The sequence below is a fragment of the Actinopolyspora xinjiangensis genome (genome assembly GCF_900104475.1).
Lineage (GTDB): Bacteria > Actinomycetota > Actinomycetes > Mycobacteriales > Pseudonocardiaceae > Actinopolyspora > Actinopolyspora xinjiangensis.
Map to the genome: position 1 here is coordinate 173,629 of NZ_FNJR01000001.1, position 24,833 is coordinate 198,461.

The 24,833-nt window shown below is 69.3% G+C and carries 23 protein-coding genes and 1 tRNA gene; 12 read left to right on the plus strand and 12 right to left on the minus strand.

Annotated features, from left to right (window positions below; genetic code table 11):
- Positions 1-413 (minus strand): hypothetical protein (locus BLQ75_RS00785; protein ID WP_211481086.1); only part of this gene is annotated, 413 nt, incomplete at its 3' end.
- Positions 400-651: a hypothetical protein gene (locus tag BLQ75_RS00790; protein ID WP_244515135.1), complete on the minus strand. Its 252-nt coding sequence runs from the start codon at positions 649-651 to the stop codon at positions 400-402. The genes BLQ75_RS00785 and BLQ75_RS00790, both read right to left, overlap by 14 nt.
- Before the next feature lie 634 nt (positions 652-1,285).
- On the opposite strand from BLQ75_RS00790, the gene BLQ75_RS00795 reads away from it, so the two are divergent.
- A complete protein-coding gene (locus BLQ75_RS00795; RefSeq protein ID WP_244515136.1) occupies positions 1,286-2,143 on the plus strand; it encodes a helix-turn-helix domain-containing protein in 858 nt (285 codons plus the stop codon).
- Positions 2,144-2,162: 19 nt separating this feature from the next.
- The gene (locus BLQ75_RS00800; RefSeq protein WP_092596224.1) at positions 2,163-2,372 is read left to right on the plus strand and encodes a DUF397 domain-containing protein; all 210 of its coding nucleotides are present in this window, start codon (positions 2,163-2,165) and stop codon (positions 2,370-2,372) included.
- Positions 2,373-3,022: 650 nt separating this feature from the next.
- On the opposite strand, the gene dgoD is transcribed toward BLQ75_RS00800, so the two are convergent.
- Complete coding sequence (gene dgoD, locus BLQ75_RS00805) at positions 3,023-4,168, minus strand: galactonate dehydratase (protein WP_092596225.1); 1,146 nt, start codon at positions 4,166-4,168, stop codon at positions 3,023-3,025.
- A 141-nt stretch (positions 4,169-4,309) separates the two neighbouring features.
- Positions 4,310-4,492 (minus strand): SDR family NAD(P)-dependent oxidoreductase, encoded by a 183-nt coding sequence (locus BLQ75_RS23700; protein WP_211481087.1) that lies wholly within the window; start codon positions 4,490-4,492, stop codon positions 4,310-4,312.
- 230 nt (positions 4,493-4,722) lie between these two features.
- On the opposite strand from BLQ75_RS23700, the gene BLQ75_RS00815 reads away from it, so the two are divergent.
- From BLQ75_RS00815 to BLQ75_RS00830, 4 genes are all read left to right on the plus strand, one after another.
- Positions 4,723-5,520 (plus strand): FadR/GntR family transcriptional regulator, encoded by a 798-nt coding sequence (locus BLQ75_RS00815; RefSeq protein ID WP_244515138.1) that lies wholly within the window; start codon positions 4,723-4,725, stop codon positions 5,518-5,520.
- Between the two features lie 80 nt (positions 5,521-5,600).
- Positions 5,601-6,494 carry an SMP-30/gluconolactonase/LRE family protein gene (locus BLQ75_RS00820; protein WP_244515140.1) on the plus strand — a complete coding sequence of 298 codons (894 nt, stop codon included), beginning with the start codon at positions 5,601-5,603 and terminating at the stop codon, positions 6,492-6,494.
- Positions 6,491-7,441, plus strand: coding sequence for a sugar kinase (locus BLQ75_RS00825; protein WP_092596229.1), 951 nt, complete (start codon positions 6,491-6,493; stop codon positions 7,439-7,441). Before BLQ75_RS00820 ends, BLQ75_RS00825 begins: the two co-directional genes overlap by 4 nt.
- A gap of 298 nt (positions 7,442-7,739) precedes the next feature.
- Positions 7,740-8,363 carry a bifunctional 4-hydroxy-2-oxoglutarate aldolase/2-dehydro-3-deoxy-phosphogluconate aldolase gene (locus tag BLQ75_RS00830; RefSeq protein WP_092596230.1) on the plus strand — a complete coding sequence of 208 codons (624 nt, stop codon included), beginning with the start codon at positions 7,740-7,742 and terminating at the stop codon, positions 8,361-8,363.
- A gap of 71 nt (positions 8,364-8,434) precedes the next feature.
- On the opposite strand, the gene BLQ75_RS00835 is transcribed toward BLQ75_RS00830, so the two are convergent.
- Positions 8,435-9,898 carry an MFS transporter gene (locus BLQ75_RS00835; protein ID WP_244515141.1) on the minus strand — a complete coding sequence of 488 codons (1,464 nt, stop codon included), beginning with the start codon at positions 9,896-9,898 and terminating at the stop codon, positions 8,435-8,437.
- 196 nt (positions 9,899-10,094) lie between these two features.
- Between BLQ75_RS00835 and BLQ75_RS00840 the strand changes: the two genes are divergently transcribed.
- From BLQ75_RS00840 to BLQ75_RS00850, 3 genes are all read left to right on the plus strand, one after another.
- Positions 10,095-11,045 carry a LysR family transcriptional regulator gene (locus tag BLQ75_RS00840; protein WP_092596231.1) on the plus strand — a complete coding sequence of 317 codons (951 nt, stop codon included), beginning with the start codon at positions 10,095-10,097 and terminating at the stop codon, positions 11,043-11,045.
- A gap of 285 nt (positions 11,046-11,330) precedes the next feature.
- Complete coding sequence (locus BLQ75_RS00845; protein ID WP_170837258.1) at positions 11,331-13,058, plus strand: SDR family oxidoreductase; 1,728 nt, start codon at positions 11,331-11,333, stop codon at positions 13,056-13,058.
- Between the two features lie 389 nt (positions 13,059-13,447).
- The gene (locus tag BLQ75_RS00850; RefSeq protein WP_092596233.1) at positions 13,448-14,914 is read left to right on the plus strand and encodes a peroxidase family protein; all 1,467 of its coding nucleotides are present in this window, start codon (positions 13,448-13,450) and stop codon (positions 14,912-14,914) included.
- Positions 14,915-15,006: 92 nt separating this feature from the next.
- Here the strand turns inward: BLQ75_RS00850 and BLQ75_RS00855 are convergent, their stop codons facing one another.
- The 7 genes from BLQ75_RS00855 to BLQ75_RS00885 all read right to left on the minus strand — a co-directional run bounded on the left by BLQ75_RS00855 (position 15,007) and on the right by BLQ75_RS00885 (position 22,733).
- Positions 15,007-15,810, minus strand: a complete 804-nt coding sequence (locus tag BLQ75_RS00855; protein WP_092596234.1) for a maleylpyruvate isomerase family mycothiol-dependent enzyme — start codon at positions 15,808-15,810, stop codon at positions 15,007-15,009.
- Positions 15,811-16,055: 245 nt separating this feature from the next.
- Positions 16,056-17,519, minus strand: a complete 1,464-nt coding sequence (locus tag BLQ75_RS00860) for a catalase (RefSeq protein ID WP_092596235.1) — start codon at positions 17,517-17,519, stop codon at positions 16,056-16,058.
- A gap of 911 nt (positions 17,520-18,430) precedes the next feature.
- Positions 18,431-18,503, minus strand: a tRNA-Ala gene (locus tag BLQ75_RS00865).
- Positions 18,504-18,594: 91 nt separating this feature from the next.
- Positions 18,595-19,215: a divisome protein SepX/GlpR gene (gene sepX / locus BLQ75_RS00870; RefSeq protein ID WP_244515142.1), complete on the minus strand. Its 621-nt coding sequence runs from the start codon at positions 19,213-19,215 to the stop codon at positions 18,595-18,597.
- Between the two features lie 559 nt (positions 19,216-19,774).
- Positions 19,775-20,440 carry a GNAT family N-acetyltransferase gene (locus tag BLQ75_RS00875; RefSeq protein WP_092596252.1) on the minus strand — a complete coding sequence of 222 codons (666 nt, stop codon included), beginning with the start codon at positions 20,438-20,440 and terminating at the stop codon, positions 19,775-19,777.
- 80 nt (positions 20,441-20,520) lie between these two features.
- Entirely contained in the window at positions 20,521-21,744 is a 1,224-nt protein-coding gene (gene glp / locus BLQ75_RS00880) for a molybdotransferase-like divisome protein Glp (protein WP_092596254.1), read from the minus strand.
- A 65-nt stretch (positions 21,745-21,809) separates the two neighbouring features.
- On the minus strand, positions 21,810-22,733 hold the full coding sequence (locus BLQ75_RS00885) for a UTP--glucose-1-phosphate uridylyltransferase (RefSeq protein ID WP_092596256.1): 924 nt from the start codon (positions 22,731-22,733) through the stop codon (positions 21,810-21,812).
- 38 nt (positions 22,734-22,771) lie between these two features.
- Here BLQ75_RS00885 and BLQ75_RS00890 point away from each other — a divergent pair, with 38 nt between their 5' ends.
- The 3 genes from BLQ75_RS00890 (at position 22,772) to BLQ75_RS00900 (ending at position 24,827) form a co-directional block, all read left to right on the plus strand.
- Positions 22,772-23,368, plus strand: a complete 597-nt coding sequence (locus BLQ75_RS00890; RefSeq protein ID WP_092596258.1) for a 5-formyltetrahydrofolate cyclo-ligase — start codon at positions 22,772-22,774, stop codon at positions 23,366-23,368.
- 225 nt (positions 23,369-23,593) lie between these two features.
- Complete coding sequence (locus tag BLQ75_RS00895) at positions 23,594-23,932, plus strand: FmdB family zinc ribbon protein (RefSeq protein WP_092596260.1); 339 nt, start codon at positions 23,594-23,596, stop codon at positions 23,930-23,932.
- Positions 23,933-24,167: 235 nt separating this feature from the next.
- Entirely contained in the window at positions 24,168-24,827 is a 660-nt protein-coding gene (locus BLQ75_RS00900) for an SAF domain-containing protein (RefSeq protein ID WP_211481088.1), read from the plus strand.
- The last annotated feature ends 6 nt before the right edge of the window (positions 24,828-24,833 follow it).

Below are 24,833 nucleotides of genomic sequence, written 5' to 3' on the forward strand. Positions count from 1 at the left end.
AGGATCGCGATACCGGAGGTGGTGGGTTTCAGGCGTAGTTGGGCCCGGCCGTGCCGCTGCTGGCGACACGGCACCACCGACCACTCCGACACGTCGTCCACGGTGGCCGAATCGTCGAGCGCGGCGAGTTCGCGCAGCCAGGACTCATAGGTGTTGGTGGGGCTGGGCGGGTGGTGATTACTGGCGGCGAGCAGGTGTTGGGGGCACACGCGGCAGTAGTGGTGCCACCCGGCCAGCACCCGCTCCGGCGGGTGCGGGGCCAGCTCGATGGCCTGCCCGCACAGGCAGGCCACCAAGCCTCGGCCCGCACGAGCGCTGGCCTGGCGCTGGTAAGGGGCGGTGGCGTGGATCTCGCCCGAACCAAGCCCGGTGACGAACCGAGGCGGGGGAACAGGGCGTTCATTGGTGGGCATGGCGCACCACCCGTCCCCGGAAACTCGACACCGCGATCGTGGAGCAGCACGGCGCGCACAACTCGGGATCAACCTCCGGGGCAGTGATACCGAGCATCTCCCCGAGTCCGAGCCGCATGTGGCACAGACTCAGCACCCACGAGGCCGTGTACTCGCTCGGATGATGCTCGATCGCGTGCATCCGGGGCGACTGGCCGTAGTAATAGTCGGCCTCGGTGGCGGCCAGCACCACAAACACCGGGCTCCGCGGACACAACGGCCGCACTCACACCACCCCCACCGGGCGGACAGAGCACGACGAGTCGAGACGCGCAGCGACACGTCTCCTCCCAAGCGATAGCATCAACAACGCTCCACATCAGTAGTAACTGGCTGAGGGAGCCATCCCCGCGTGATGCTTGCCGGCGTACGCGGGAAAGGCTGCTCGTCCGGTGGTGACCGCCACCGGACGAGTGGTCAGAGACTGAAAAATGTGCCGGATGCGCTGTACGGGAGCACACGAACGCAGTTAGTGCGGCACACGTGAACTTCGTCAGTCGGCGATAGCCCGGTCGTTCGGTGCTGAAACCGGGACCACGTTCCGGCTGTCTCCGACGAACCTGACTCTCTTTCGAAAAACTGGGCTAGTCATACGTGTCATGTCGCACTTCCGAACCAGATGGGTAGACCCAGTGAAGGTTCTTCCCTGTGAGGTATTCAGGTTTCTCCGTAAGGTTCATCAAATCAACCTCCTAACGTGTATCCATACTGGAGTGAAACTCTCACCTGTGCAACCCTGATCAACAGGAAGTCTCACTAATACACCTGATTGGGGTAACAGGATGAGCACATCGGCAGATAGTCTCTACTCGGACCATGCGCGGGAGGCAGCGGTGAACGAACGCATCAGCCCAACAGTCCGACTTCGAAAGCTCGTTCGACGCCTGCGTAGCTGGCGAGAACACGCGCGGATGCGCCAGGAAGACGTGGCTGATGTGCTCGGATGGTCGAAGGCCAAGGTCAGCAGGTACGAGAACGCCGAGCAGATTCCCGGAACCGCCGAGATCATTGCTCTGGCAACCATCTACGGCATATCCGAGCAGGAGCGCGATCAGTACATGGCTCTTGCCGTCCAAGCACGTCAACGGGGCTGGTGGCAAAGCTACGGCACGGAAGCACTGAAACAGGATTTCGATGAGTACGTAGGACTCGAATCGGAAGCCTCCTTGCTCAAGGAGTACTGCTTCGAGCTGATCCCCGGTCTACTCCAGACCGAGTCCTACGCCACCGAACTCATGCGGGCATGGCTGCCAAGCGTGGAGCCTTCGGTGGCTGAGGAGCGAGCCGCGCTACGCGCTCAACGCCAAGCCAACCTCTACGGTGAGCAACCCCTCGCTCTGCACGCGGTCCTACACGAGTGCGCTCTTCGCCAACAGGTGGGTGGCCCCGACGTAATGCGGCCCCAGCTCCAACACCTGCTGTCCATGTCCGAGCTTTCGCACGTGACCATCCAGGTCTTGCCGTTCACAGCAGGGGCGCATCCGGCGATGGACTCACCGTTCATCATCCTCTCGTTCCCCGATCCCGAGTTCACGGATGTCGGCTTCGCCGAATACCTCACCGGCTGCGTCTACGTGGAAGCCCCGAAGGAAGTCGAATCATATAGCCTGAACTTCACCGCCATAGCCGATCAGGCACTGGCACCGAGGGCATCCATCGACCTTATCCGTACGCTTGTCGATGAAGGATGAGCACGGCAAGGGAGCAGTCATGACCACCGCTGACTTCAGGTATGCGCGCTGGTACAAGTCCAGCCGCAGCAACGGCGGCGGTGGAGCGTGCGTCATGGTGGCGCACGTGCCCACCGCCACCGGTGTCGCCGACAGCAAGCTCGGCGAGGACAGCCCCGTGCTGCCGTTCGGCAAGGCCGCGTGGTCCTCGTTCGTCGAAGCGCTCAAAAGTGACCGCTTCGGTGGCTGATCCGGTCTCGTGAAGTCCCGCTCGGTGTGCCATCGGGCGGGACTTTTCGTGTCTCCGGCCGTGCTGGTTTGTCGTGGTGCACGGGGAGTGTGCCGGTGCTCCGGGCAGACAACTGCCCTGCCCTCGCCACGACGTGATCGGGAAGCTCGGTTGCCGAGGCTACGATGGCTCTTGGCCGGAACCGGTCGAGAAGTACTGAGCCCACGGTCGATGTACGGTGTCCCGATGTCGCGGCGGTGTGAAAACGTGCAACGCCGGTTGTAACGTCGCAGGTCGCAGAGGGTGCTCTCCACGCACGTGGAGGTGGACCGGACGCGCAGCGGTGGAACGTCCCCCGGTGGATGTGCTCTCCACGCGTGTGGAGGTGGACCGGCCATACGTCGCAGCCTGATGGTGTTCGAGGAGTTCTCTCCACACGTGTTGACCGGGCTGGGCGGCACATGGTCACCGCAGCGTTCAGGTACTCGGTACACATCCGGCAGTAGTGGTGCCACCCGCCCAGCACCCCTCCGGCCGGTGCTGGGCCAGGTCGATCGCCTCGCCGCAGAACTCGACTCCACGATCACGGAGCAGCGCACACGTCTCGGGATCAGCCTCCGGTGAGGCGATCCCGGACATCTCGCCCAACCCGGGCAGGACGTGACACCGGTTCACCACTCGGCGAAGGCGCCGTCCGGGTGCCGCCAGACCGGTGAGCGCCAGCGGTGACCGCGCTCGGCGGCCTCACGGACCTTCGCCTCGTCGATCTCGACTCCGAGGCCGGGCCCCGGCGGGGCCGCGACCTCTCCCCCGTCGAACCGGAACGGACTCGGGTCGACCAGGTAGTCCAACAGGTCGGACCCCACGTTGTAGTGGATCCCCCGGCTCTGCTCCTGGATCAGGAAGTTGGGGGTCGCGAAGGCGACCTGCAGGCTCGCTGCCAACGCCAGCGGCCCCAGTGGGCAGTGCGGTGCCAGCGTCACATCGTGCGCCTCGGCCATCGCCGCGATCCGGCGCACCTCCGAGATCCCTCCCGCGTGTGACAGGTCGGGCTGGGCCACCGCGATCCCCGACCTCAGCACGTCGCGGAAGTCCCAGCGGGAGAACAACCTCTCCCCCAGCGCGATGGGGACGGAGGTGGAGGTGACGACGTCGCGCACCTTGGCGGTGTTCTCGGGCAGCACCGGTTCCTCGACGAACATCGGAGAGAACGGCTCCAACCGGGGCAGCACCCTGCGGCTCATCGCGGTGGAGCACCGACCGTGGAAGTCCACCGCCACGTCGCGCTCGTCCCCGAGGACCTCCCGCACCGCCGCCACGCGGTCGACCACCGCGTCCAGCTCGGCCGGTGTGTCGATGTGCCGCATCCGGCCGCTGCCGTTCATCTTCACGGCGGTGAAACCGGCCTCGACCTGTTCGGCGGCCGCCTCGGCCACGGCGGAGGGCTCGTCACCGCCGATCCACTGGTAGACCCTCACCCGTTCCCGCACCGGACCGCCGAGCAGGCGGTGAACCGGAACACCGCGGGTCTTGCCCGCGATGTCCCACAGCGCCTGGTCGATACCGGCCACGGCGCTGGAGAGCACCGGGCCACCCCGGTAGAAACCACCCTTGGTCATCACCTGCCAGTGGTCCTCGATGGCCAGCGGATCACGCCCCACCAGCAGTTCGGACAGCTCCTCGACGGCGGCCGCGACCGTGTGGGCCCGTCCTTCCACCACCGGCTCGCCCCAGCCCGCGATCCCCTCGTCGGTGGAGACCTTCAGAAACAGCCAGCGCGGCGGGACCGGGAAGGTCTCCAACCCCGTGATTCGCATGTTCGCCGTGCTCCTCTCCTCGAAGTTTCCAGTCGCTCCCCGGCGGCCACCCACTGCGGAGCTCCCGCCCGCGCCGGCCCCGAACGCCCCGGCACCGCGCGGGAGGACAGGGCGAGCCGACGTCCTGGACAGCTCGCCCGGTCAGGCCGAGTCCTCGGCGACCAGCCAGCCGCCGTCCACCGGCAGCTCCGCCCCGGTCGCGAAGGAGGCGTCGGAGGGGAGCACGGTGTTCGCGCCCTCCGCGACCAACCGCCGGGCCGTGGCGGCACCGATGCCGCGCGCCGCTCCGGTGAGCACCGCGACCCCGCCTTCGAACCGGTTCATCGATTCCGCGTGCTCCTCGCTCCTCCCGGACAGCACCGAATCGAGCGAGGGATTCTGTCTGACAGGTGACTCGAAGTCAACGGCTCGATCGGAGCAATATCAGCGCGGCCATCGGGCCAATATGCTGGTCCTAACCGGTCGTTCGCCGACAGGGTCAATTCGTGCTGGTACTGTCGCACGAGCAACGTATCTGATACGTTTCCGTTCCGAACGCCGGGGATACTCGGCGGATGCCGAGCAGCGACACCCCGAGGACACGGATGAGCGATCCCGAGCACGGCGAACCGGAACCCGCCGGACGCCGGGACGCCGCCACCGAGCTCGAAGAGCTGGTCTTCGAACGGTTCGGGGTCGGCGAGCTGCTGCCCTCCGAGTCGGAGCTGGCGACCCGGCTGGGAGTGAGCAGGCTGACCGTGCGCGAGGCGATCCGCTCCCTGCGGGCACGAGGTCTGGTGGAGATCCGGAAGGGGCGGCGCCCCCGGGTCACCACCCCCGGCGGGGACCAGATCGGGGACTTCTTCAGCACTCTGCTCCGCCGCAATCCGGGATCGGCCTTCGAACTGCTCGAAGTCAGGCACGGGCTGGAGACCCAGACCAGCACGCTCGCCGCGAACAACGCGGGGTCGAGCGAGGTGTCCACGATGGAGATGGCGATCCGGGCCATGGAGCGCGCCGAGGACGCGGCCGAGTACCACGACGCGGACCTGCGGTTCCACGAACTGCTGGCACGCGCTTCGGGGAACCGGATGCTGACGCTGCTCATCGAGGCGCTGGCGGGCAGTCTGCGCGACAGTATGATCACGAGCTACCGGGGTCACCTGAAACTGGGCGGTTCGCACGCCGACGCGGTCGAGCAGCACCGCGAGGTGCTCGAACGGATCCGGGAACGCGACCCCGGCGGAGCCGCCGAGGCGATGCGCAGGCACCTGCGGACCACCGAGCGGGACCTGCGCGCGATGTTCACCAGCACGAGCTCCGGGGAACCGACGGACGGCGCCCCGGCCGAGCGGGAGACTCCCGAGTCATGAGGCGGGGAGGGTGGCGGTGCCCGCACGGCGGGAGACCACCCTCCACTCCGGAAGAACCCAGCGCGAAAGGATCCGTCGGCTTGCACAGCGAATCGACAGTCGCCAACCACCGTGCCGAACAGGTGACCGAGAACTGCGCCGAACACGGCGAGGGACCGGTCTGGGACGAGACGACCGGCCAACTGCACTGGGTGGACATGCTCGCCGGTGATCTGCTGACCATGGCGCCGGGCGGCGTCGTCGGGCGCACCAAGGTCGGAACGGTGGCCGCCGTGGCACGACCGGTGGCCGGGGGAGGTCTGGTACTGGCGCTGGAGCGGGGGTTCGCGTTGCTGCGGCCGGGCAGGCAGACCCCCGATTCGCTGCCCGAGCTCTGGAGCGATCCCTCAGTGCGTATGAACGACGGCGGCTGCGACGCCCTGGGCAGATTCTACGCGGGCTCCATGGCCTACGACGAGTCGCCGGGGCGCGGGACGCTCTGGCGGCTGGACGGCGGACTGCGCGCCGAACCGGTCCTCGAGGGAGTAACCATCTCGAACGGTCTGGTGTGGACCCCGGACGGCGGAACCGCGTACTACGTGGACACACCCACCCGGCGCGTCGACCGGTTCGACGTCGCCCCGGAGAGCGGTGAGCCACACGGCAGGCGTCCCGCCGTGCGCGTGCCCGAGGAACTCGGCGCACCGGACGGACTCACGCTGGACGCGGAGGGGTGCCTGTGGGTCGCGCTCTGGCAGGGTGGCGCGGTGCACCGCTACAGCCCCGACGGCGAGCTGCTCACCAGGGTCGAGCTGCCCACTCCGCAGGTCACCGCCTGCGCTTTCGGCGGCCCCGCGCTGGACACCCTCTACATCACCACTTCCCGGCAGGGAATCGAGGGCCGCGAGGACCCCTACGCGGGCGCGCTGTTCCGGTTCACACCCGGTGTCCGGGGTAACCCCGTACATCCCTTCCGCCCCGAGGAGGACGTGTGATCCCCGAGGTGATCACCTTCGGCGAGACGATGGGGCTGCTGCTGGCCCAGCCGGGACAACCGCTGGAGCACGCGACCGGATTCCGGCGTTCGCTCGCCGGGGCCGAGTCGAACACGGCCGTGGGACTGGCCCGGCTGGGCCACCGGGTGGGCTGGTTCGGGCGCGTCGGCGACGACCCGTTCGGCCGTTCCGCGCTGCGCACGCTGCGCGGCGAGGGGGTGGACGTCTCCCGAGTGGTGGTGGACGGCTCGCTGCCCACCGGACTGCTCGTCCGCGACGCGCACGCGCACCGCCCCATCGAGGTCTGCTACTACCGGAGCGGCTCGGCGGGCAGCGCGCTGTGCGACGGCGACGTGGACGGGGAGTGGATCGGCCGGGCACGACTGCTGCACCTGACCGGGATCACCGCCGCGCTGTCCGACTCCGCGAGATCCGCCACCGAGCGGGCGGTGCGGGCGGCCGCCGAGGCCGGTGTCCCGGTGAGCCTGGATCCGAACATCCGGCGCAAGCTGGCGGGCACCGAACAGTGGGGCGAGCTGCTCCGCCCGCTCGCGGACCACGCCGAACTGGTGCTCACCGGCCTGGACGAGGCGGAAACGGTCAGCGACCGCTCCGGCGAACGCGCCGCGGCGACGTGGTTCCTGGAACGTGGGGCGAAGTTCGTGGTGGTCAAGCTGGGCTCGCGCGGTGCCTGGGCTACCGACGGGGCCGAGGAGTGGTTCCAGCCTGCCGCCGAGGTCCCGGCGGTGGACCCGGTGGGGGCGGGTGACGCGTTCAACGCCGGGTTCCTCTCCGGACACCTGCGCGGACTGCCGGTCCCCGAGTCGCTGGCCGAGGCGGCCACCGTGGCGGGCAGCGCGGTGCAGATCCCGGGGGACATGGACGGGTTGCCCGACGCGAGGCTCCGCGACCTGTCGCTCGGGGACGAGCAGGTCACCGCCCGCTGACGTCGTCCGAACGCGCGGGGCGGAGTCGATACGGCGCGGTGGGCGTCGATTTCTCGCGGAGTCGCCGGGCCGCTTCGGCGCAGGGCCGAACTCCTACCACTCCCGCGGACCGAACTCCGACCGTGCCCGTAATCGGCACCGCCGCGGGTTCTCCCGTGCGGCTCTCGCGAGGACGCCGGAGACGTCGCGTAGTACCTACCCGATGTCTCCGGCCCCGCGGCGAGAGCCGTGCGAGAGGTTCCGCCACGAAACCACCCACGGAAACCGACCTGGCGCGATATTCGTACGGAGGAGAGAGATGTTCCGCTGGCAAGTGAGCAGCACCATCGCCGAGCACGGGGTCGTGGGGATCATCCGGGCCGCCGACGCGGAACAGGCACGGCAGCGGGCCGAGTCCTGTCTGAACGCGGGACTCGGCGTGCTGGAGGTCTCGCTGACCACCCCGGACGCCCTGGAAGTGCTGCGCGGTCTCCGGGACGCGCACCAGCACGCCCTGCTGGGCGCGGGGACCGTGCTGGACGCGGCCTCGGCACGGCTCGCGGTGGACGCGGGAGCGCGGTTCCTGGTCTCCCCCTCGCTGCACGAGGAGGTGATCTCCACCGGCCACCGCTACGGGGCAGCCGTGCTGCCCGGTGTCGAGACGCCGAGCGAACTGGTACGAGCCCTGGAGGCGGGGGCGGACGCGATCAAGCTGTTCCCCGCCAGCAGGTGGACGCCGGAGAGTATGCGCGACGTGCTGGGCGCGCTGCCGCAGGCCCCGCTGGTGCCCACCGGTGGGATCTCGGTGGACCGCGCTCCCGACTGGATAGCGGCGGGGGCCGTCGCGGTCGGCATGGGATCGGCACTGTCCGAGGGCGGCCAGGCGGAGGCCGCCGAACGGATATCCGGCCTGCTGCGGCACATCCGGCAGGCCCGCGACTGACCCGCCGGGACCACCGGATGCCGCCGTGCTCGCCGCCCGCGGCACCGGGCAACGATAATCACAGTGGACGGTCACTCCGGACGCTGCTCCGGACGCCTCCTCAGGAACCTCGGACCGCCGCCGGGGACGGTGCGGCGATCGCAGTTCCGGGACTCGCCGGAGGCGGCGCATCCCGCTCCCGGCCCGGGAGAAGGCGCTACCGGCCCGGGAGAAGGGCCGCCACGCGCCACCCGTCGAGCGCGACCGGTGAACGAGAGGGCCACCAGGACCAGTGGCACGAGCCCGGCGGCCACCGCCCCGAGCCAGGACACGGCGGTGGACATGGGAAGCCAGCGGGTCAGCAGGCCGACGACCACGGCGGGCAGTCCGGATCCGGCGTAGAAGGCGATGTAGAGCGCGGAGGTGATCGCCGCGCGCTGCTGTTCGGGGGCGACCGCGTCGACCGTGGCGGCGGCACCGCCGTAGGTGAGTCCGTGCCCGACTCCGCTGGCCGCCGCCGCGAGCACGGTGATCGACAACGACCCCCCACCGGTCAGCGCGAGCAGCACGAGTCCGGCCGCCAGCGCGGCCAGTCCGAGCAGTTGCGCGAGACGGGGACCGAGCCGGACCACGAGTGGCTGGGTCAACACGGAACAGGTCAACACCGCGCAGAGCAACGCACCCGTCACGGCCGGGTTCTCGATCCCGGCCTCCCTGCCGAGCACCACCGGCACCACCGCCAGGAACAGCCCCGCGGCGGTCCAGGCCAGAAAGCCCGCCGAGGCCGCGACGGCGAACAGCGAGCGCAGCCCGGCGGGTACGCGCGGGCACGTGGGGCGCCAGCGGCGCGAGGTCCCCTCGGGGGCGGGCAGCGCCGAGACCAGGAACCATCCCCCGAGCAGCAGCGCCAGGTGCACGAGGTAAGGGATGTGCCTCGGTGCCGGGGCGTAGTGCGCCAGCACTCCCGCCACGAGCGGCCCTGCGGCGGTACCCGCGACGAACCCGATGCTGGCCAGCACCGAGGCGCGCGGTCTCTGCCCGCTCGCGGCACGTTCGATGATCAACAGGGTCGTGGCGCCTGTGAGCGCCCCCAGGGCGAGCCCCTGCGCGGCGCGGCCCGCCAACAACCACACCGGGCCGGAGGCGAGCAGGAAGCAGCACGAACCGAGCGCGGCGGACAGCAGGCCCGCACGCAGCACCGTCCGCGGCCCCAGCGCGTCCGAGGCCGGCCCGAACAGCAACAACGCGGGGGCGCTCACCAGCGCGAAGGTCGCGTAGACCGAGGTCATCGTCAGATCGCCGAACCCGAATGCCTGTTGGTAATCCGGGTACAGCGGACTGGGCAGGTAGGCCCCGGCCGTGAACACGAGCAGCAGGTACATCGCGGTGCGCACCTCGTACGCCCTGCCGCGCCCGTGCCAGTTCCCATCGGCGTCCACGGGCGCGGGCCCGCCGGGGCCGTGCACCCGCCAGCCGGGCCCGTTCGCCGAGAAGCCACCCCGTCGCGTGCCACGCCGTTCGGAGGTCGTTCCGCTCGCCCCTCCGGTCGGCGACACGTCCGCGTCGCGCGCCGGAGCACCGCCTGCCGGGTGAGTGGAGCGACCGAGTCGAGAAATTCCACCGGAACTTCCGGGGGAGAATCCGGCACCACCTTCGTCGGAGAACCTTTCGAACAGCACGTCCACAGCTTGCCCCGACACGAATGCCGCAGAGAAGCAAACATTATTGCAACCAACCGTGCAAAATAATTACATGATTGATCCGAAGCTACGGGTGCTCCAGCTGGTGGCCCACCACGGCACGGTCACCGCCGCCGCCCAGGCCTCGCACTACACCCCGTCGGCCGTCTCGCACCAACTGCGCCAGCTGGCCGCCGAGCTCGGTGTCGAGCTGTTCACCCAGTCGGGGCGAGGTATCCGGTTGACGGCGGCGGCGAACACCGTGCTGCGACACACCGAGGTGCTGTCCGCGCAGGCCGAACGGGCACGCGCCGAACTGGCCGCGGCCACCGACGAGCCCGAGGGGTCGTTCACGCTGTGCGGCTTCTCCACCGCCGCCACCCACCTGCTTCCCCCGGCCGCGGCCGCGTTGCGGGACCGCTACCCCCACCTCACGGTGCGGGTCATCGAGGCCGAGCCCGCTCGCTGCTTCGACCTGCTGCTGGCGGGCGAGGCCGACCTGGCACTGCTGATAGCCACCGACGAGACGCCACCGGCCTCGGACACGCGCTTCGACCAGCACCCGCTGCTCGACGACCCCCTGGACCTGGTGGTGCCCGAACGGCATCCGCTGACCGAACGCCGAGCGGTGACCCTCGCCGACGCGGCCGACGAGTCGTGGATTCTGGGGCGGCCGGGCAGCACCTACCATCACCTGGTCAGAACCGCCTGCACGGCGGCCGGGTTCACACCCAACATCGCGCACTACGCCGACGAGTGGGAGACCGGGACCGCTCTGGTGGCCCACCGCTTCGGCATCATCCTGGTGCCCCGGCTCGCACGACTGCACCAGGACTGGCCCGTCACCCGCATCCCGCTGCGCGGGGAACCGGCCCCGGCCCGGCGCATCCTCGCCACCAACCGCCTCGGCAGTCGCGAGCGCCCCGCCATCACGACCGCGCTGGACACGATCACCGAGACGGCGACGGGGCTCCTCCCGCCGCCTCCCGGGGCATCCGACTCCGAACCGGCCGAACCGCGATGACGAGCGCTGCCGCGAAGGCGCACCGACCGGGAAACCGGAACTTCGGTTCCGGCGGGCACGGCTGCTCCGGCAAGGGGGGCTGCTCCGGCGAGCGCGGCGGGAGAACCGGAGCACGGCGTTCGGCGACCGTTCCGCCGAGAACCACACCGGAGCAAGGATGCCGGTACCGCGTACTCGTTCGACAACATCCTGTTACCCGTGGTAACACTTACTTTCGCCCCGGGAAGCTCGCCCGGCCCCTCCGGACGAGCCGACCGCCCCCGGAGACCCGCCGAGGACGTGATCATGACGACGAGTCCGCGAGTGAACACCACCGACGGAATCCGGCTCGCGGTGCGCGAGCACGGGGACCGCTCCCGCCCGTGCGTCGTGTGCGTACACGGGTACCCGGACAACCGGCGCGTGTGGGACGAGGTGGTCGCACATCTCGCGGAGCGCTACCACGTGGTCACCTACGACGTGCGCGGCGCGGGGGAGTCGGACCGCCCGCGCGATGACGCCGCCTACGACATCGACCAGCTCGCTGACGACCTCGAACGGGTGATGGACGCGGTAAGCCCGGACCGTCCCGTACACCTGCTCGCCCACGACTGGGGATCCGTGCAGGCATGGCAGGCCGTCACCGAACCACGGCTGCGGGAACGCATCCGCTCCTTCACCACGATCTCCGGCCCCTCGCTGGACCACGCGGGCGAGTGGCTGCGGAGCCGACTGCGCCGCCCCACGCCTCGACGACTCCGCGACCTGGTGAGTCAACTCGCCCATTCCGGCTACATCGGCTTCTTCCAGCTCCCCGTCCTGCCGGAGCTGACCTGGCGCACCGGCCTCATGCGGCGGCTGATACGGCTGCTGGACCCCAGCGCCCGGCACACCTCTTCCGAAACCGGTGACGGCCTGGCCGGGCTCGCGCTGTACCGCAGGAACACCGGACGGCGCTTCCGCACGCCGAACCCCCGCCCCACCTCGGTGCCGGTCCAGGTGCTCGCACCCACCGACGACCCCTTCGTCGGAGCCCCCATGCAGACCGAGATCGGACGGTGGGTCGAGAACCTGCGAGTACGGCACCTCCGGGGAGGGCACTGGCTGCCGCGCAGCGCACCCCTGCGCGTCGTCCGCGCCACCGAGGAGTTCGTGGACTACCTGGAGGGCGGCGAGCAGTCCCGCGGTCTGCGTCGGGCCCGAGCCTCGGTCGAGCGGCGGGGGTTCGCGGACCAGCTCGTGGTGGTTACCGGCGCGGGCAACGGTATCGGACGCGCCACCGCGGCGGCTTTCGCCGCGTCGGGCGCCGAAGTGGTGGCGGCCGATGTGGACGAGCAGGCGGCCCGGCTGACCGCGGCGCGGCTGCGCGAGCGGGGTGCCACGGCGGCGGGATACGGGGTGGACGTGGCCGACGGCCCCTCGGTACGGAAACTCGCCGAGCGGGTCCGGGAGGAGCACGGCATCGCCGACGTGGTGGTCAACAACGCGGGGATCGGCATGTCCGGCTCCTTCATGGACACCACCGAGGGGGACTGGCAACGGGTGCTGGACGTGAACCTGTGGGGCGTGATCCACGGCTGCCGGGCGTTCGGCGAGCAGTTGATCGAACGCGGCGAAGGGGGTCGGATCGTCAACGTCGCCTCCGCGGCGGCCTATCTGCCCGTCCCCGGCCTGTCGGCCTACGCCACCTCGAAGGCCGCCGTGCTGACCCTCTCCGAACGACTCCGGGGCGAGCTGGCCGCCCACGGCATCGGTGTCACCGCCGTGTGCCCCGGCGTCGTCGACTCCGGCATCACCGACACCACCACTTTCACCGGCAGCTCGCCGGAGGAGCAGCGGCGGCTGCGCGAGCGGGCGAGTCGGCTCTACCGGCGTCGTAACTTCACCCCCGAGGCGGCGGCGAAGGAGATCCTGCTGGCCCTGCGGCGCGACCGGGCGGTCGCCCCGGTCACCGCGGAGGCCTCGGTGGGGCTGCTGCTGTCGCGGCTGGCGCCCGGCCCGCTGCGAGCGGTGGGGCGCTTCCGCTCGACCTGACCCGGTTCCGCGCGTTCCGTTGTCGTCGCCGCTCGGCGCGGCTTCCCGTTGCGTCGGGATGGCCCACCGAGCGGCGATGTGCGGACACCGGCCCGCCGGACGGATCGGACGATCGCGGACAGCGGCGAGTGCTCACCGCTCAACCGTTCCTCCATTCGAGTGACTTCCGGCTCGCCTGATTGTCACTTTCGAGTGACGACGACTACGTTCGATTAAAGCTCTACTGGGAAATCAAGCTTCATTCTGGAGGGAAACCACCTTTTCTGAGGCGATTCAGGAAAAGGTGATCACAGGCACATCGGACAGACCGAACGCCTGTTCATGGGGGGCGACGGCATTCGATCCTCTCACGATGTCCGCCGCATGGAAGCCGGCGCAGGAGTTTGTTCATGACGGTACACGGATCACAGCACCGGGGGCAGTCCGCCGCGCAGACCGGAGAGGTTCCCGGAAGATTCGGCAAAATGTTTCCGACGATCGAACCGCGAAAGGCCACCGGCCTGCGGCTCGCCGAGGAGTTCGGCCTGCCCGGCGGCAGGATGGACGCCGGAACCACCACGGACGAACAGCAGAACCCCGTACTCGACTCGGGGTTCACCTTCCTCGGACAGTTCATCGACCACAACATCACGTTCGACCCGACGAGCAGCCTGGAACAGCGAGTAGATCCCAACGCCCTGCGCAGCTTCCGGTCACCACGCCTCGATCTCGACCACGTGTACGGGGGCGGGCCCGCCGTCAACGAATTCCTCTACGACGGCGAGTCGCGACAGACCAAACTCGCGCTGGACCCGGAGGGACACGACCACGCCCGGACCTCGGACGGAGTGGCGCTGATCGGCGATCCGCGCAACGACGAGAACCTGATCATCTCGCAGCTCCACCTGGCGTTCGCGAAGTTCCACAACAAGGTCGTGGACGACCTCCGGGCGGGGGAGATCACCGACGTCTTCGGCACGAGGTTCCCCGGTGCGCCCGAACCGCCCGACGACAGCCGTTCGGTCACCGAGCTGCTGACGCTGAGCAACTACTACGACGATCTGCTGGCCAGCGCTCAACAACTGGTGCGCTGGCACTTCCAGTGGATCGTGCGCAACCAGTTCCTGCCGCTGATCGTCGGCGAGGACCTGATGAACGACATCGCCGAGAACGGGCTGCGGTTCTTCGACCCGAACGGCACCCCGTTCATCCCGGTCGAGTTCGCGGTGGCCGGTTTCCGGTTCGGGCACGCCACGATCCGCTCGCACTACCGGGTCAACGACTCCTTCTTCGCACCGATCTTCCCGCCGGGGCCGGAGGACGCCGACGCCGGTCGGACCGACCTCAACGGCGGTCCGGTCGCCCCGGAGCACACGGTGGACTGGCGCCACTTCTTCCAGGCGGACGAGGACGTGCGCGCCACCCAGGCCAAACGGTTCGAGGCGGCGATCAACACCCGACTGCTGGACCTGCCGGTGCGCGCGGTTCCCGGCGCTGTCGAGGAGGCACTGCCCTCACAGCTGCGCTCACTGGTGGTGCGCAACCTGCTGCGCAGCGAGACCCAGCTCCTCCCGTCCGGTCAGGACGTCGCCCGCAGGATCGGCGAGATCCCCCTCAGCGACGAGGAGCTGGAAAGCGAGGGGCCGATCTACCTCTGGTACTACCTGCTGAAAGAGGCCGAGGTGCTGCGCGGCGGACGTCGGCTCGGGCCGGTCGGGGGCCGCATCGTGGCCGAGACGCTGGTGGGTCTGCTGGAGGCCGATCCGACCTCCTACCTCTCGGTGTTCCCGCGCTGGGAGCCCACCATCGGGGGCGCCGGACGCGAGTTCGGCATCACCGACCTCCTCCGCTACGCCGGGGTCCTCTCGGAGGAGTGACGCGCGGATCGGCGTCGCGCGGGAGCGCGGCGCCGATCCCCGGTGACGCGTGCGCACTGCCACCGACACACAGCCACCGAACCGCGCGGAACCTAGCGGAACCAGACGGTCACGCGCTCCAACCAGCCGCGCAGCAGCCCGGTGTCGCCGACGATTTCGAGGTCCGAATCGGACAGCGGCTTTCGCAGGTAGACGGCCAGCAGCAATCCCGTCAGCGATCCCCGCAGCGCCACGGTCGCCCTCTCGTGCGCCCGACGCCAGGTGATCGACTCTCCGGTGAGATCGACCAGCCACTCCGCCGCGAGCTCGTCGGGCACGTCGGTGGCGTGCAGGTGCACCGTGTTCCCGCCGCCGAGCAGCCGCCGCAGCTCGGGATCGGCGCGCGACAACCCCGGCAGCGCGCACAGCAGCATCCACTCGTCCAGCGCGTCCACCGCGATCTCCGGTTCGACGAGGTACTCAGCCCCGACCGCGAAACCGGCATCGGCCCGGTGCAGCAGGGTCTCGTGCGTCATCCGACGCGCCCAGGACAGCGCGCTCGGCTCCACCTCCTCGACCGGGTTCCACACCACCGCGTCCGGCCCGGCGGCACGCAGGGCATCCACGAGGCTCTCGGCGCCCTCGACCAACCACGCCCCGAGGGAAGCCGAGTCCTGCCCGGTGGGCTCGGGACTTCCCCCGGCATGGGCGGCACAGATCTCCACCTGATCACGGGTGCGCACGATCCGCTCCACCCAGCGGTACTGCCCACCGAGGTGCAGCATCAGCTGCTCCAGGTTCCAGTCCGGGCAGGTCGGCACGCCCGTGCCCGGCGCGGCGCCCTCGACCACCTCCCCCAGCAGCCTGGCCTGCGTGACGATCTCCGAGCAGTAGCTCTCGTGGTCCGGTAAACCCATGGGTACACAGTAGAGCCCAACTACCGCCGCCGGGAGTACTCGGATGATTCCGCACCACCCGGAGTGCCGCGATCCACCGTGAGTTCGCCGCTCCGGTACGGCCGGGCGGAGTGGGCGACGTCGATTTCCCGCCGAGTCACCCGTCGAGCCCGGACGAGAAGCGCTCGGTGGCGCTCCGGCCGAGCCGGAGCGTCACCGAGCAGCGGGACGTGCCGAACACCGACGCGCGAGGAGGAACCGCGCGATCAGCCGTTGTGGTTGCGGACCGCCCGCTCGATCCGCTTGCCGATGTCCTCGTCGATGTTGCGCCAGTACTCGAAGGCGCGCTGCAGGATCGGCTCGGTGACACCGTCGAGCAGGTGCCCGGCGACGTTGTTGACCAGCCGCTCGCGCGCGGCGTCGTCCATCACCTCGCGCACCAGCGTGCCCGCCTGGCCGAAGTCGTCGTCGTCCCGGCGCGGCGTGTAGGCCTCGTGCACGATCTGCCCGCTGGTGTACCAGCCTGCGGGCTCGCCGAACCGATCCGTGTCCGCCTCCGGACCGCCGTAGGAATTCGGCGCGTACACCGGGTCCGAGACCTTCTCGATCCGCATGTTGCCGTCCTTGCTGTAGCTGTGGACGGGAACTTCGGCCGAGTTCACCGGGATCTGCTTGTAGTTGGCCCCCAACCGGGCCCGGTGGGCGTCGGCGTAGGAGAACAACCGGGCCAGCAGCATCTTGTCCGGGCTCGGACCGATGCCCGGAACCAGGTTGTTCGGCTCGAAGGCGGCCTGCTCGATCTCGGTGTGGTGGTCGGTCGGATTGCGATCCAGGGTCATCCTGCCCACCTCGGTGAGGGGGTAGTCCCCGTGCGGCCACACCTTGGTCAGGTCGAAGGGGTTGAACCGGTAGGTCTCGGCCTCGGCGAACGGCATGATCTGCACGTACAGCGTCCAGCTCGGGTGGTTCCCGCTCTCGATCGCCTGGAACAGGTCCCGCTGGTGGTAGTCACCGTCCGCGCCCGCCAGGTGATCGGCCTCCTGCTGGGTGAGGAAGTCGATGCCCTGGTCCGTCTTGAAGTGGTACTTGACCCAGAACTTCTCGCCCCTCGCGTTGATCCACATGTAGGTGTGGCTGGAGTAGCCGTTCATGTGCCGCCAGGTCCGCGGGATCCCCCGGTCACCCATGAGCCAGGTGACCTGGTGCGCCGACTCCGGCGAGAGCGTCCAGAAGTCCCACTGCATGTCCTTGTCGCGCGAGTTCGTGTCCGCGCGGCGCTTCTGGGAGCGGATGAAGTGCTGGAACTTCATCGGATCGCGGACGAAGAACACCGGCGTGTTGTTGCCGACCATGTCGTAGTTGCCGTCGCTGGTGTAGAACTTCACCGCGAAACCGCGCGGGTCGCGCCAGGTGTCCGGGCTGCCGCGCTCACCGGCGACCGTGGAGAAACGGATCATCATCTCCGTCTCGGTGCCCGGCTGGAACACGGACGCCTTGGTGTAGGCGCTGACGTCGTTGGTGACGACGAACCTGCCGAACGCGCCGTTCCCCTTGGCGTGCGGCTGGCGCTCCGGGATTCGTTCCCGGTTGAACTGCGCCATCTGCTCGATGAGGTAGTTGTCCTGCAGCAGGATCGGCCCGTTGGGTCCGACCGTCAACGAGTGCTCGTCGCTCTCGACCGGAATCCCGGCGTCGGTGGTCGTCGGTGGTTTCGGTTTCTCTTGCGTCACTGCTGTTGCCTCCTCGCGGTGGATTCGAGAGGCGGATTGATCACGCTCGTCGAGCCGGACCCATCGGGACCGGGCTGCCGCGCTCACCGGCGACCGGGCGAGCCGACCTCGACCCCGGTGATCAGCTACACGCCGTACTCGCGTCGGGTTCGAAGCGAACGGCGCACTCCCCGGCACACTTCCGGGCGGCTCGGCGGGAAGCACCGACGAAGCGGCGAAACCCACCGGGACGGCACCGGTCGGGGACGGGCCGCCCACCCGATCGCCGTCACTCCCTCACGGATCACACACGTCCGCCCCGACGAGCTCGGCCCCGCTGTCGGCCGACCGGCCCGGGGTGAGCTCTCGTGTACCGGCATACCGCCGTGCCCCATACCCCCAGTGCACTCCCGCATCCGGAACGGAGCAACTCGGGACACGCGGAAGGGCGCTGATCGTCCCGATCCGGGTGAACGACGACGCGCGGTGGAGTCGGGCACCACAAGCGATATCGCGCTCCGCGAGACGGTACGGGAGTAGCCGAACGAGCCCGAGAAAACAGAGGGTGCCGCGGCAGGAGTGGTGCCACCGTACTCGAACCCCGAGCCACGGGGCTTTCCGGACGGCTACCGCCGAACCCCGGGTTCCGTGGGTGTTCGCCACCGATGGAGCCGAGTGCCCCGCACCACGCTTGGACCGGCCTCACCCGGTCGGCGCCTGCCGGGGGTGTTCCGCCGACCGCCCTCTACTGGATTCACTGCCCCCTACTGGGTTCGAGGCGAGGAAGCGCCAGAGTTGTCCTGCTAGAAAACACCGCAGGGGATCGTCCGAGCTCTCCGCTCGTCCTGAAGTGTGAACAGCCGAACGGTGGAAGAAAAAACACGGGGCCGATGCCGACTCCGGCACCAGCCCCGTGAACTACGATTCTCCGGTGGAGCTGCGGGGAATCGAACCCCGGACCTTCTCGATGCGAACGAGACGCGCTACCAACTGCGCTACAGCCCCTGGCGCTCCCGGCCTTCCGACCGAGTGCGCGATTAGCATAGCAACCGCCTCAGGCGGATGAGCACACCCCCCACCCATCCGCCGTTGGACGTTATTCTCCCACCGCACGGCGGTACGGTTGCCACAACCTGTCGTCGAGTTCGTCGAACTCGGGGTCATCGTCGTCGATGTCGAGCACCTCGGTGTCATCGGAGTGCGCCCGCCCGGAGCGCGCCGCCGAGGGCGTCTCCGCCTCCGGGACGAACCCCTCGGCCGGAACGTCGGGCTCGACCGAGGACACGGACTCACCGCGCGGCGCGTCGGACTCGCCGGACAACCGGGCGAGCCTGCGGTTGCGAACGTCCTCCTCGATCCGCACCTGCTTGCGCAGGTACCCCAGGTATCCGACCAGCAGCAGATCGGTGAGCCCGTGCGCCCACCACAGCACCGACCAGAACAGCCCGGCCAGGACGGCGGTCACCACCGCCACGACGAGCATGGCGAGCACGATCCGCTGTCTGCGCGCGTACTTGGTACGCGCCGCCAGCGCGGCCGCGTCCGGGTCGAACCCGCCACGACCGGGTCGATAACGCCGCCCGGTCCTGGCGTCGTCGCCGTCCAGGCCTCGCCACCGCTCCCGTTCGGGAGCGTCGAACTCGTCGTCGACGTCGGTCGCCTCCGAGTCCTCCCGCGCGGCTGCCGAACGGGACTCGCCCGCTGTGCTGTCAGGCATCGTGAGCGCCTCCTTGCTTCCACTGCCGCTCGCTCCACCCGCTCCGGCCCGGGACTGACCACCCCGCCGAACCACTCGCGAGTTCAGCGCGGCGTCCGTCGTACGTGAGTCTCGCCGACCACGGCGGACGAACATGGGCACCAGAACGATGAGCCAAGCCGCTGCCAACCCCACGAAAATCAGTGCGCTGAGCACACCCTGCCACCTCCCCCTGGCAAACGGCGGCACACACCTGCACTGTCCACGTTATCCAGAACGCTCATCGCTGTCTTGGAGCCACGCCGAACCGAGCTCGCTCCGAGCACGCACGAAAATCCCACGAACAGGGGAAAATGCGACACGCAGTGATCATTTTTCGTAGATCGATTTCACCTGGAAGGACCAGCGATCCCTAATGAGATCGTGTGATCACCAGTACACGACATCATCAGAGCGCATCCGGAGGAAACACCACCCCGTCGTCCCGACACGGAACCAGCTTCCACCGGATCGGAGGATCCGCGGGCCGCCCACCTCGTTCACGACACGAAAACCCGTCCGCGACCTACGGCGAACGCCGTCAGGGCCGTTCGGCCCGCCCCGCGCGGATCAGCGCTGGCACCGCGCCTTCCGGGATTTCCTCCCTGGTCAGCGCATAGACCAAGTGGTCGCGCCAGGCACCGGCGACATCCAGGTAGCGCTCGAACAACCCCTCGCGCCGGAACCCGGACTTCTCCAGCACGCGCACGCTGGGGGTGTTCTCCGGGCGGACCGTGGCCTCCAGCCGGTGAAGCCCGACCGGTCCGAAGCAGTGATCGACCGCCAGAGCCACGGCGGTGGTGGCCACTCCCGCCCCCGCACTCGACCGGGAGACCCAGTAACCGATCCAGCCGGAGCGGAGAGCGCCGCGAATGATGTTTCCGACCGTGAGCTGCCCCACCAGCGCATCGTCCAGGGTTATGACGAACGGCAGCACGTGGCCGCGTCTGGCCATCCTGCGCAGCGCGCCCCACTGCCCGAACCAGGCGGTGCTCGTGTTGCGCTGGTTCCAGTCACCACCCGTGGGCTCCCAACGCCGCAGGTAGTCCCTGTCCCGAAGCCGCACCTCGCTCCACGCCGCCGCGTCCCGCAGCCGGGGCGGGCGCAACGCCACCCTGCCCGCCGTCACCAGCAACGGGCCGAGTCTGGCGGGCCAACCGGGATGTCTCCCCTCGGCTAGCTCGAACTCCGGGACAGCTCCCGTCATAACGACCACCGGCTCCCATCGGTCGTCACGCTGACCGTCGAAATGGGCCCCGCTCGGGCTCTTCCAGGACCACCGCCGCCTCAGGACCGCTGGGACAGGAAACTGACCTGGAGCCGCTCCCCCGCTACCGCCTGGGTGACGTCCTCGTCCAGCACCATCAGGCAGTTGGCCTCGGCCAGCGAGGCCAACAGGTGTTCACCGGAACCCCCCACGGGCTGCACCAGGTAGGAGCCACCCTCGGAGTCCCGCAACAGCCTGCCGCGCACGTAACCGCGCCGCCCCTTGGTGGAGGAGACCGGCGAGACCAGCTCCGCCGATATGGCACGCCGGTGCGGATTGGCCTTGCCCAACGCCGAGCGCAGCAACGGCCGGACCAGCACTTCGAAGACGACGAGAGCGCTCACGGGATTGGCGGGCAGCAGGAAGGTGGGTACCCGGTCGGGCCCCAGGCGCCCGAAACCCTGGGTGGAGCCGGGGTGCATGGCCACTCGCGTGGTGTCGAGGTCACCCAGCTCCTCCAGGCAGGAACGGACCTCGGCACCGGCCGAACCGCCCGAGGCGCCCGCTATGACCACCACCTCGGAAAGCAGCAGCCTGCCCTCCACCACCTCGCGCAGGCGCCGGGGGTCGGAATCGACGATCCCGACCCTGGTCACATCGGCGCCCGCGTCCCTGGCCGCCGCCGCCAACGCGTAGGAGTTCACGTCGTAGACCTGGCCCGCTCCCGGAGTGCGGTCCACATCGACCAGTTCCGGCCCCAACGAGATCAACGACACCCTCGGTCTGGGGTGCACCAGCACCTTGCTCCGGCCGATGGCGGCCAGCAGTCCCACCTGAGCGGGACCGATCGCCGTCCCACGGCGTACCACGACATCACCGGAGCGCACGTCCGCACCCTCCCGCCGGACGAAGGCGGCCGAAGGCACCGAACGCCAGATCGTGACCTTGGCGGGGTGCTGGTCGGTGTCCGACGCGGGGACCACCGCGTCGGCCAGGGTCGGCAACGGCGCTCCGGTGGCCACGTAGACCGTCTGTCCCGGCTGCAGTCGGCGGGGCTGCCGTGAGCCGGCGGCCACCTCGCCCACGACGGGCAGCTCCACCGGCTCGCTGTCGGCATGGCGCACGTCGACGCCGCGGACCGCGTAACCGTCCACGGCTGCCTGGTCCGCTCCCGGCAGCGCCCGCTCGGCCACTACCTCCTCCGCGCACAACAGCCCCTGCGCCTCCGCTATCGCCACCCGAACAGGTGAAGGCCGCACGGCGGCCGCGAGTACCCGTGCAAGCTGTTCATCAACTGATCTCATGGCTGTCGACCTCTTCGGCGAAGACACTGTTGACCGGTAGGAACACGGGACCGCGGGTACGGAAGTCAGCTCCGGTTCAACCGTTCGCCCAGCCACTCCCGCAGGTCGGTCCCGTACTCGGAGTCCCGTAGCGCGAAGTCAACCGCGGCTTTCAGGAAACCGCCGGGATTTCCCAGATCGTGTCGCGTCCCGCGGTGGACCACGACGTGAACCGGGTGTCCCTCGGCGATCAGCAACGCTACGGCATCGGTCAGTTGCAGTTCACCGCCGGCACCCGGTTCGATGCGCCGCAACGCGTCGAATATCCCTCGGTCCAGCAGGTATCGACCCGCGGCGGCGAGGTTGGAGGGCGCTTCCGCCGGGGCGGGCTTCTCCACCATGCCGTGCACCCGTTTGACATCGGGCTCGTCGGTGTCCGAAACGTTGAACACGCCGTAGGAGGTGGTCTGCTCGGGAGGTATGTCGAAGGCACACAGCACGCTACCGCCGTAGCGGTCACGTATCTCGGACATCCTGCTCAGCACGCCCGTCTCGTCGGCGCTCTCGGGATAGACCAGGTCGTCGGGGAGCAGCACCGCCACCGCGTCCTCGTCCTCGTCGAGGTTCGACTCGGCGCACGCCACCGCGTGTCCCAGTCCCAGCGCCTTGTCCTGGATGGCGGATTCGGCTGTGATCAGTTCCGGACCTCTGCGCACCTTGCGCAGCAGTTGTCGCTTGTCCCTCGCCTCCAGGGTCGCTTCCAGTTCCGGTTGGGGCCGGAAGTACTCGATCACCGAGCGCTTGTCCGGGGCGGTGACCACGACCAGCCGGTCGGCGCCCGCCTCGGCCGCCTCGGAGGCGACCAGCTCGATACCCGGCGTGTCGACGACCGGCAGCAGTTCCTTGGGCACGGATTTCGTGGTCGGCAGAAAGCGAGTTCCCAGACCCGCCGCCGGAACGATCGCGGTGCGGAATGCCGCAGCCGCCTGCGAGCTCGTCAGGCTACTCATAAACGCGAGCCTAGCGATATTGACTACCCTTCGTCGCTGTGACGCTCTCAGCTGACGAACTGAACCTGAAAGAACAGTGGCGGCGCAGGCTGACCTCGGAGCGCGACGCCCTATCCGAACCTGCTCGCGCCGAGGAGGACCGCGCGCTGCGGGCGGGGATACTCGGTTGGCTGGCCGAGGCCGGTATCGGCACGGTCTGCGCCTACGTTCCGGTGGGCTCCGAGCCGGGATCCCCGGAGCTGCTCGACGACCTCGTGGCTCGGGGGCACAGGGTGCTGCTTCCCGTGGTGGCGGGCAGGAATCCCTTGGAGTGGGCCGAGTACCACGGCCCGGAGTCGCTGCGGCGCGCCACCTACGGGCTGCTGGAACCGAGCACCCCCCACCTGGGCGTGCGGGCCGTCGCGGAGGCAGGGGCGGTGCTGGTACCGGCACTGGCCGTGGACCGCGAGGGGGTACGCTTGGGCAAGGGCGCCGGTTTCTACGACCGCTCGTTGCCGCTGGCCGAGGAGTCGGCCGAGCTCACGGCGGTGGTCCGCGACTCGGAGTTCGTCGAACGGCTGCCCGCCGAGTCGCACGACGTGCGCGTCGCCGGAGTCATCACCCCCGCGCGGGGATTCACCCGCCTGCCGGTGTGATTCACGCGGCGGGGCACCCCCACCGGACACGTCCGGGCACGTGACATTATCGAGGTCGCATTGTGACACAGGCCCGATTGCGTCGGTGCCCTGCCGTACCGCATCATCGTGTTGGCACTCTCCAAGGCCGAGTGCCAATTTCCGTGTTCGGGGACCCGGCACCGCGTGTGTCACCGAGCGCGACGCCGTCGTGCGTCGCCGTCCGATTCCGGAGGTATGAGACCCGTGCCCACTTACCAGTACGCCTGCACCGCCTGCGGGCACGATTTCGAGACCTTCCAGTCGCTGAGCGAGGACTCGCTCACCGAGTGCCCGGAGTGCGCGGGCAGGCTGCGGAAGAAGTTCAACGCGGTGGGCGTCGTCTTCAAGGGCAGCGGGTTCTACCGCACCGACAGCCGTGGCTCGAACTCCTCGAGCGAGTCGAGCTCCTCCTCCGGTTCGGGGAACGACTCCACCACGAGCTCGGGTTCCAACGGGTCCGACTCGTCGAACGGAAGTTCCGGCGGCTCCTCGGAGTCGAGTTCGTCCGGAGCCCAGGCGCAGACCTCGGCCGCCTCGAGCTGAGGCGGTCCCCTCCGCCGCGCTCCCCGAGCGTTCGTTCCACCAACCATCGGGGCGGCCCCACTCGAGCATCCGCGCCTCACCGTCGTACGGGAGGCACGCGCGAGACCGGACGACCGAGGATTTCCACAGCCGGCTCAGCGGTCCACAGCGGGAGCGATCGAAGGGGCCGGGACCGCCGAGACCGCTCTAGGCTCAAGGTGACCGATATCACCACGAGCCGAGCGGGGAGGCCGTCTTGCGACAGGGTGGGGCCGTTGGACAACTGTGGCGACGGGCGCGGGAGCGCACTGGCGAAATGCTGCGGATGCACGCCAGACGGATCGTGCTGCTGCGTCGTGCCCTGGTGGTGGCACTGCTGTTGACGGCGGGCTGGTACGCCTTGCCCGCCGTGTCCGGGACGACGCCGAGCGGAGTGGCGGTGCTGACCGCCTCACACGACCTCGAACCGGGGCACCGTCTCACCTCCGAAGACGTGAGCATGATTCGGATGCCTCCCGAGTTCGCCCCCGATGGGGCGCTGCGACAGCGAGGACGAGCCACGGGCAGTGTGCTGGCGCGTGCCGCTCGCAGGGGCGAACCCCTGACCGATCTGAGTCTGCTCGACGAACCGCTCGTCGAGCTCACCTCGGGCGACGCGGACGAAGCCGCCGTCGCGATCCGTCCCGCCGACGACGCGACGGCGAAGCTGCTGCACCCCGGACGGCACGTCGACGTGGTGGGCAACCGGAACGGGAAGGCCGAGGTGCTGGCCGAACGCGCGGCGGTGCTGGCCGTCCGCACTCGGGAACGCGGTTCGGAACGCGGACCACTGGTCGTAGTGGGGCTCGACCAGCATCGCGCCGCCACCGTGGCCGCCGCCACACTCCGCGAGAGGGTGGCGATGACGCTACGTTGAGCCTCC

Coding starts and splice junctions, on each gene's coding strand:
- BLQ75_RS00850 (WP_092596233.1), top strand. CDS start 13,448: ATGACGGTACACGGATCACAGCACCGGGGGCAGTCCGCCGCGCAGACC.
- glp (WP_092596254.1), bottom strand. CDS start 21,744: ATGAGATCAGTTGATGAACAGCTTGCACGGGTACTCGCGGCCGCCGTG.
- BLQ75_RS00845 (WP_170837258.1), top strand. CDS start 11,331: ATGACGACGAGTCCGCGAGTGAACACCACCGACGGAATCCGGCTCGCG.
- BLQ75_RS00855 (WP_092596234.1), bottom strand. CDS start 15,810: ATGGGTTTACCGGACCACGAGAGCTACTGCTCGGAGATCGTCACGCAG.
- BLQ75_RS00840 (WP_092596231.1), top strand. CDS start 10,095: ATGATTGATCCGAAGCTACGGGTGCTCCAGCTGGTGGCCCACCACGGC.
- dgoD (WP_092596225.1), bottom strand. CDS start 4,168: ATGCGAATCACGGGGTTGGAGACCTTCCCGGTCCCGCCGCGCTGGCTG.
- sepX (WP_244515142.1), bottom strand. CDS start 19,215: ATGCCTGACAGCACAGCGGGCGAGTCCCGTTCGGCAGCCGCGCGGGAG.
- BLQ75_RS00885 (WP_092596256.1), bottom strand. CDS start 22,733: ATGAGTAGCCTGACGAGCTCGCAGGCGGCTGCGGCATTCCGCACCGCG.
- BLQ75_RS00830 (WP_092596230.1), top strand. CDS start 7,740: ATGTTCCGCTGGCAAGTGAGCAGCACCATCGCCGAGCACGGGGTCGTG.
- BLQ75_RS00875 (WP_092596252.1), bottom strand. CDS start 20,440: ATGACGGGAGCTGTCCCGGAGTTCGAGCTAGCCGAGGGGAGACATCCC.
- BLQ75_RS00815 (WP_244515138.1), top strand. CDS start 4,723: ATGCCGAGCAGCGACACCCCGAGGACACGGATGAGCGATCCCGAGCAC.
- BLQ75_RS00800 (WP_092596224.1), top strand. CDS start 2,163: ATGACCACCGCTGACTTCAGGTATGCGCGCTGGTACAAGTCCAGCCGC.
- BLQ75_RS23700 (WP_211481087.1), bottom strand. CDS start 4,492: ATGAACCGGTTCGAAGGCGGGGTCGCGGTGCTCACCGGAGCGGCGCGC.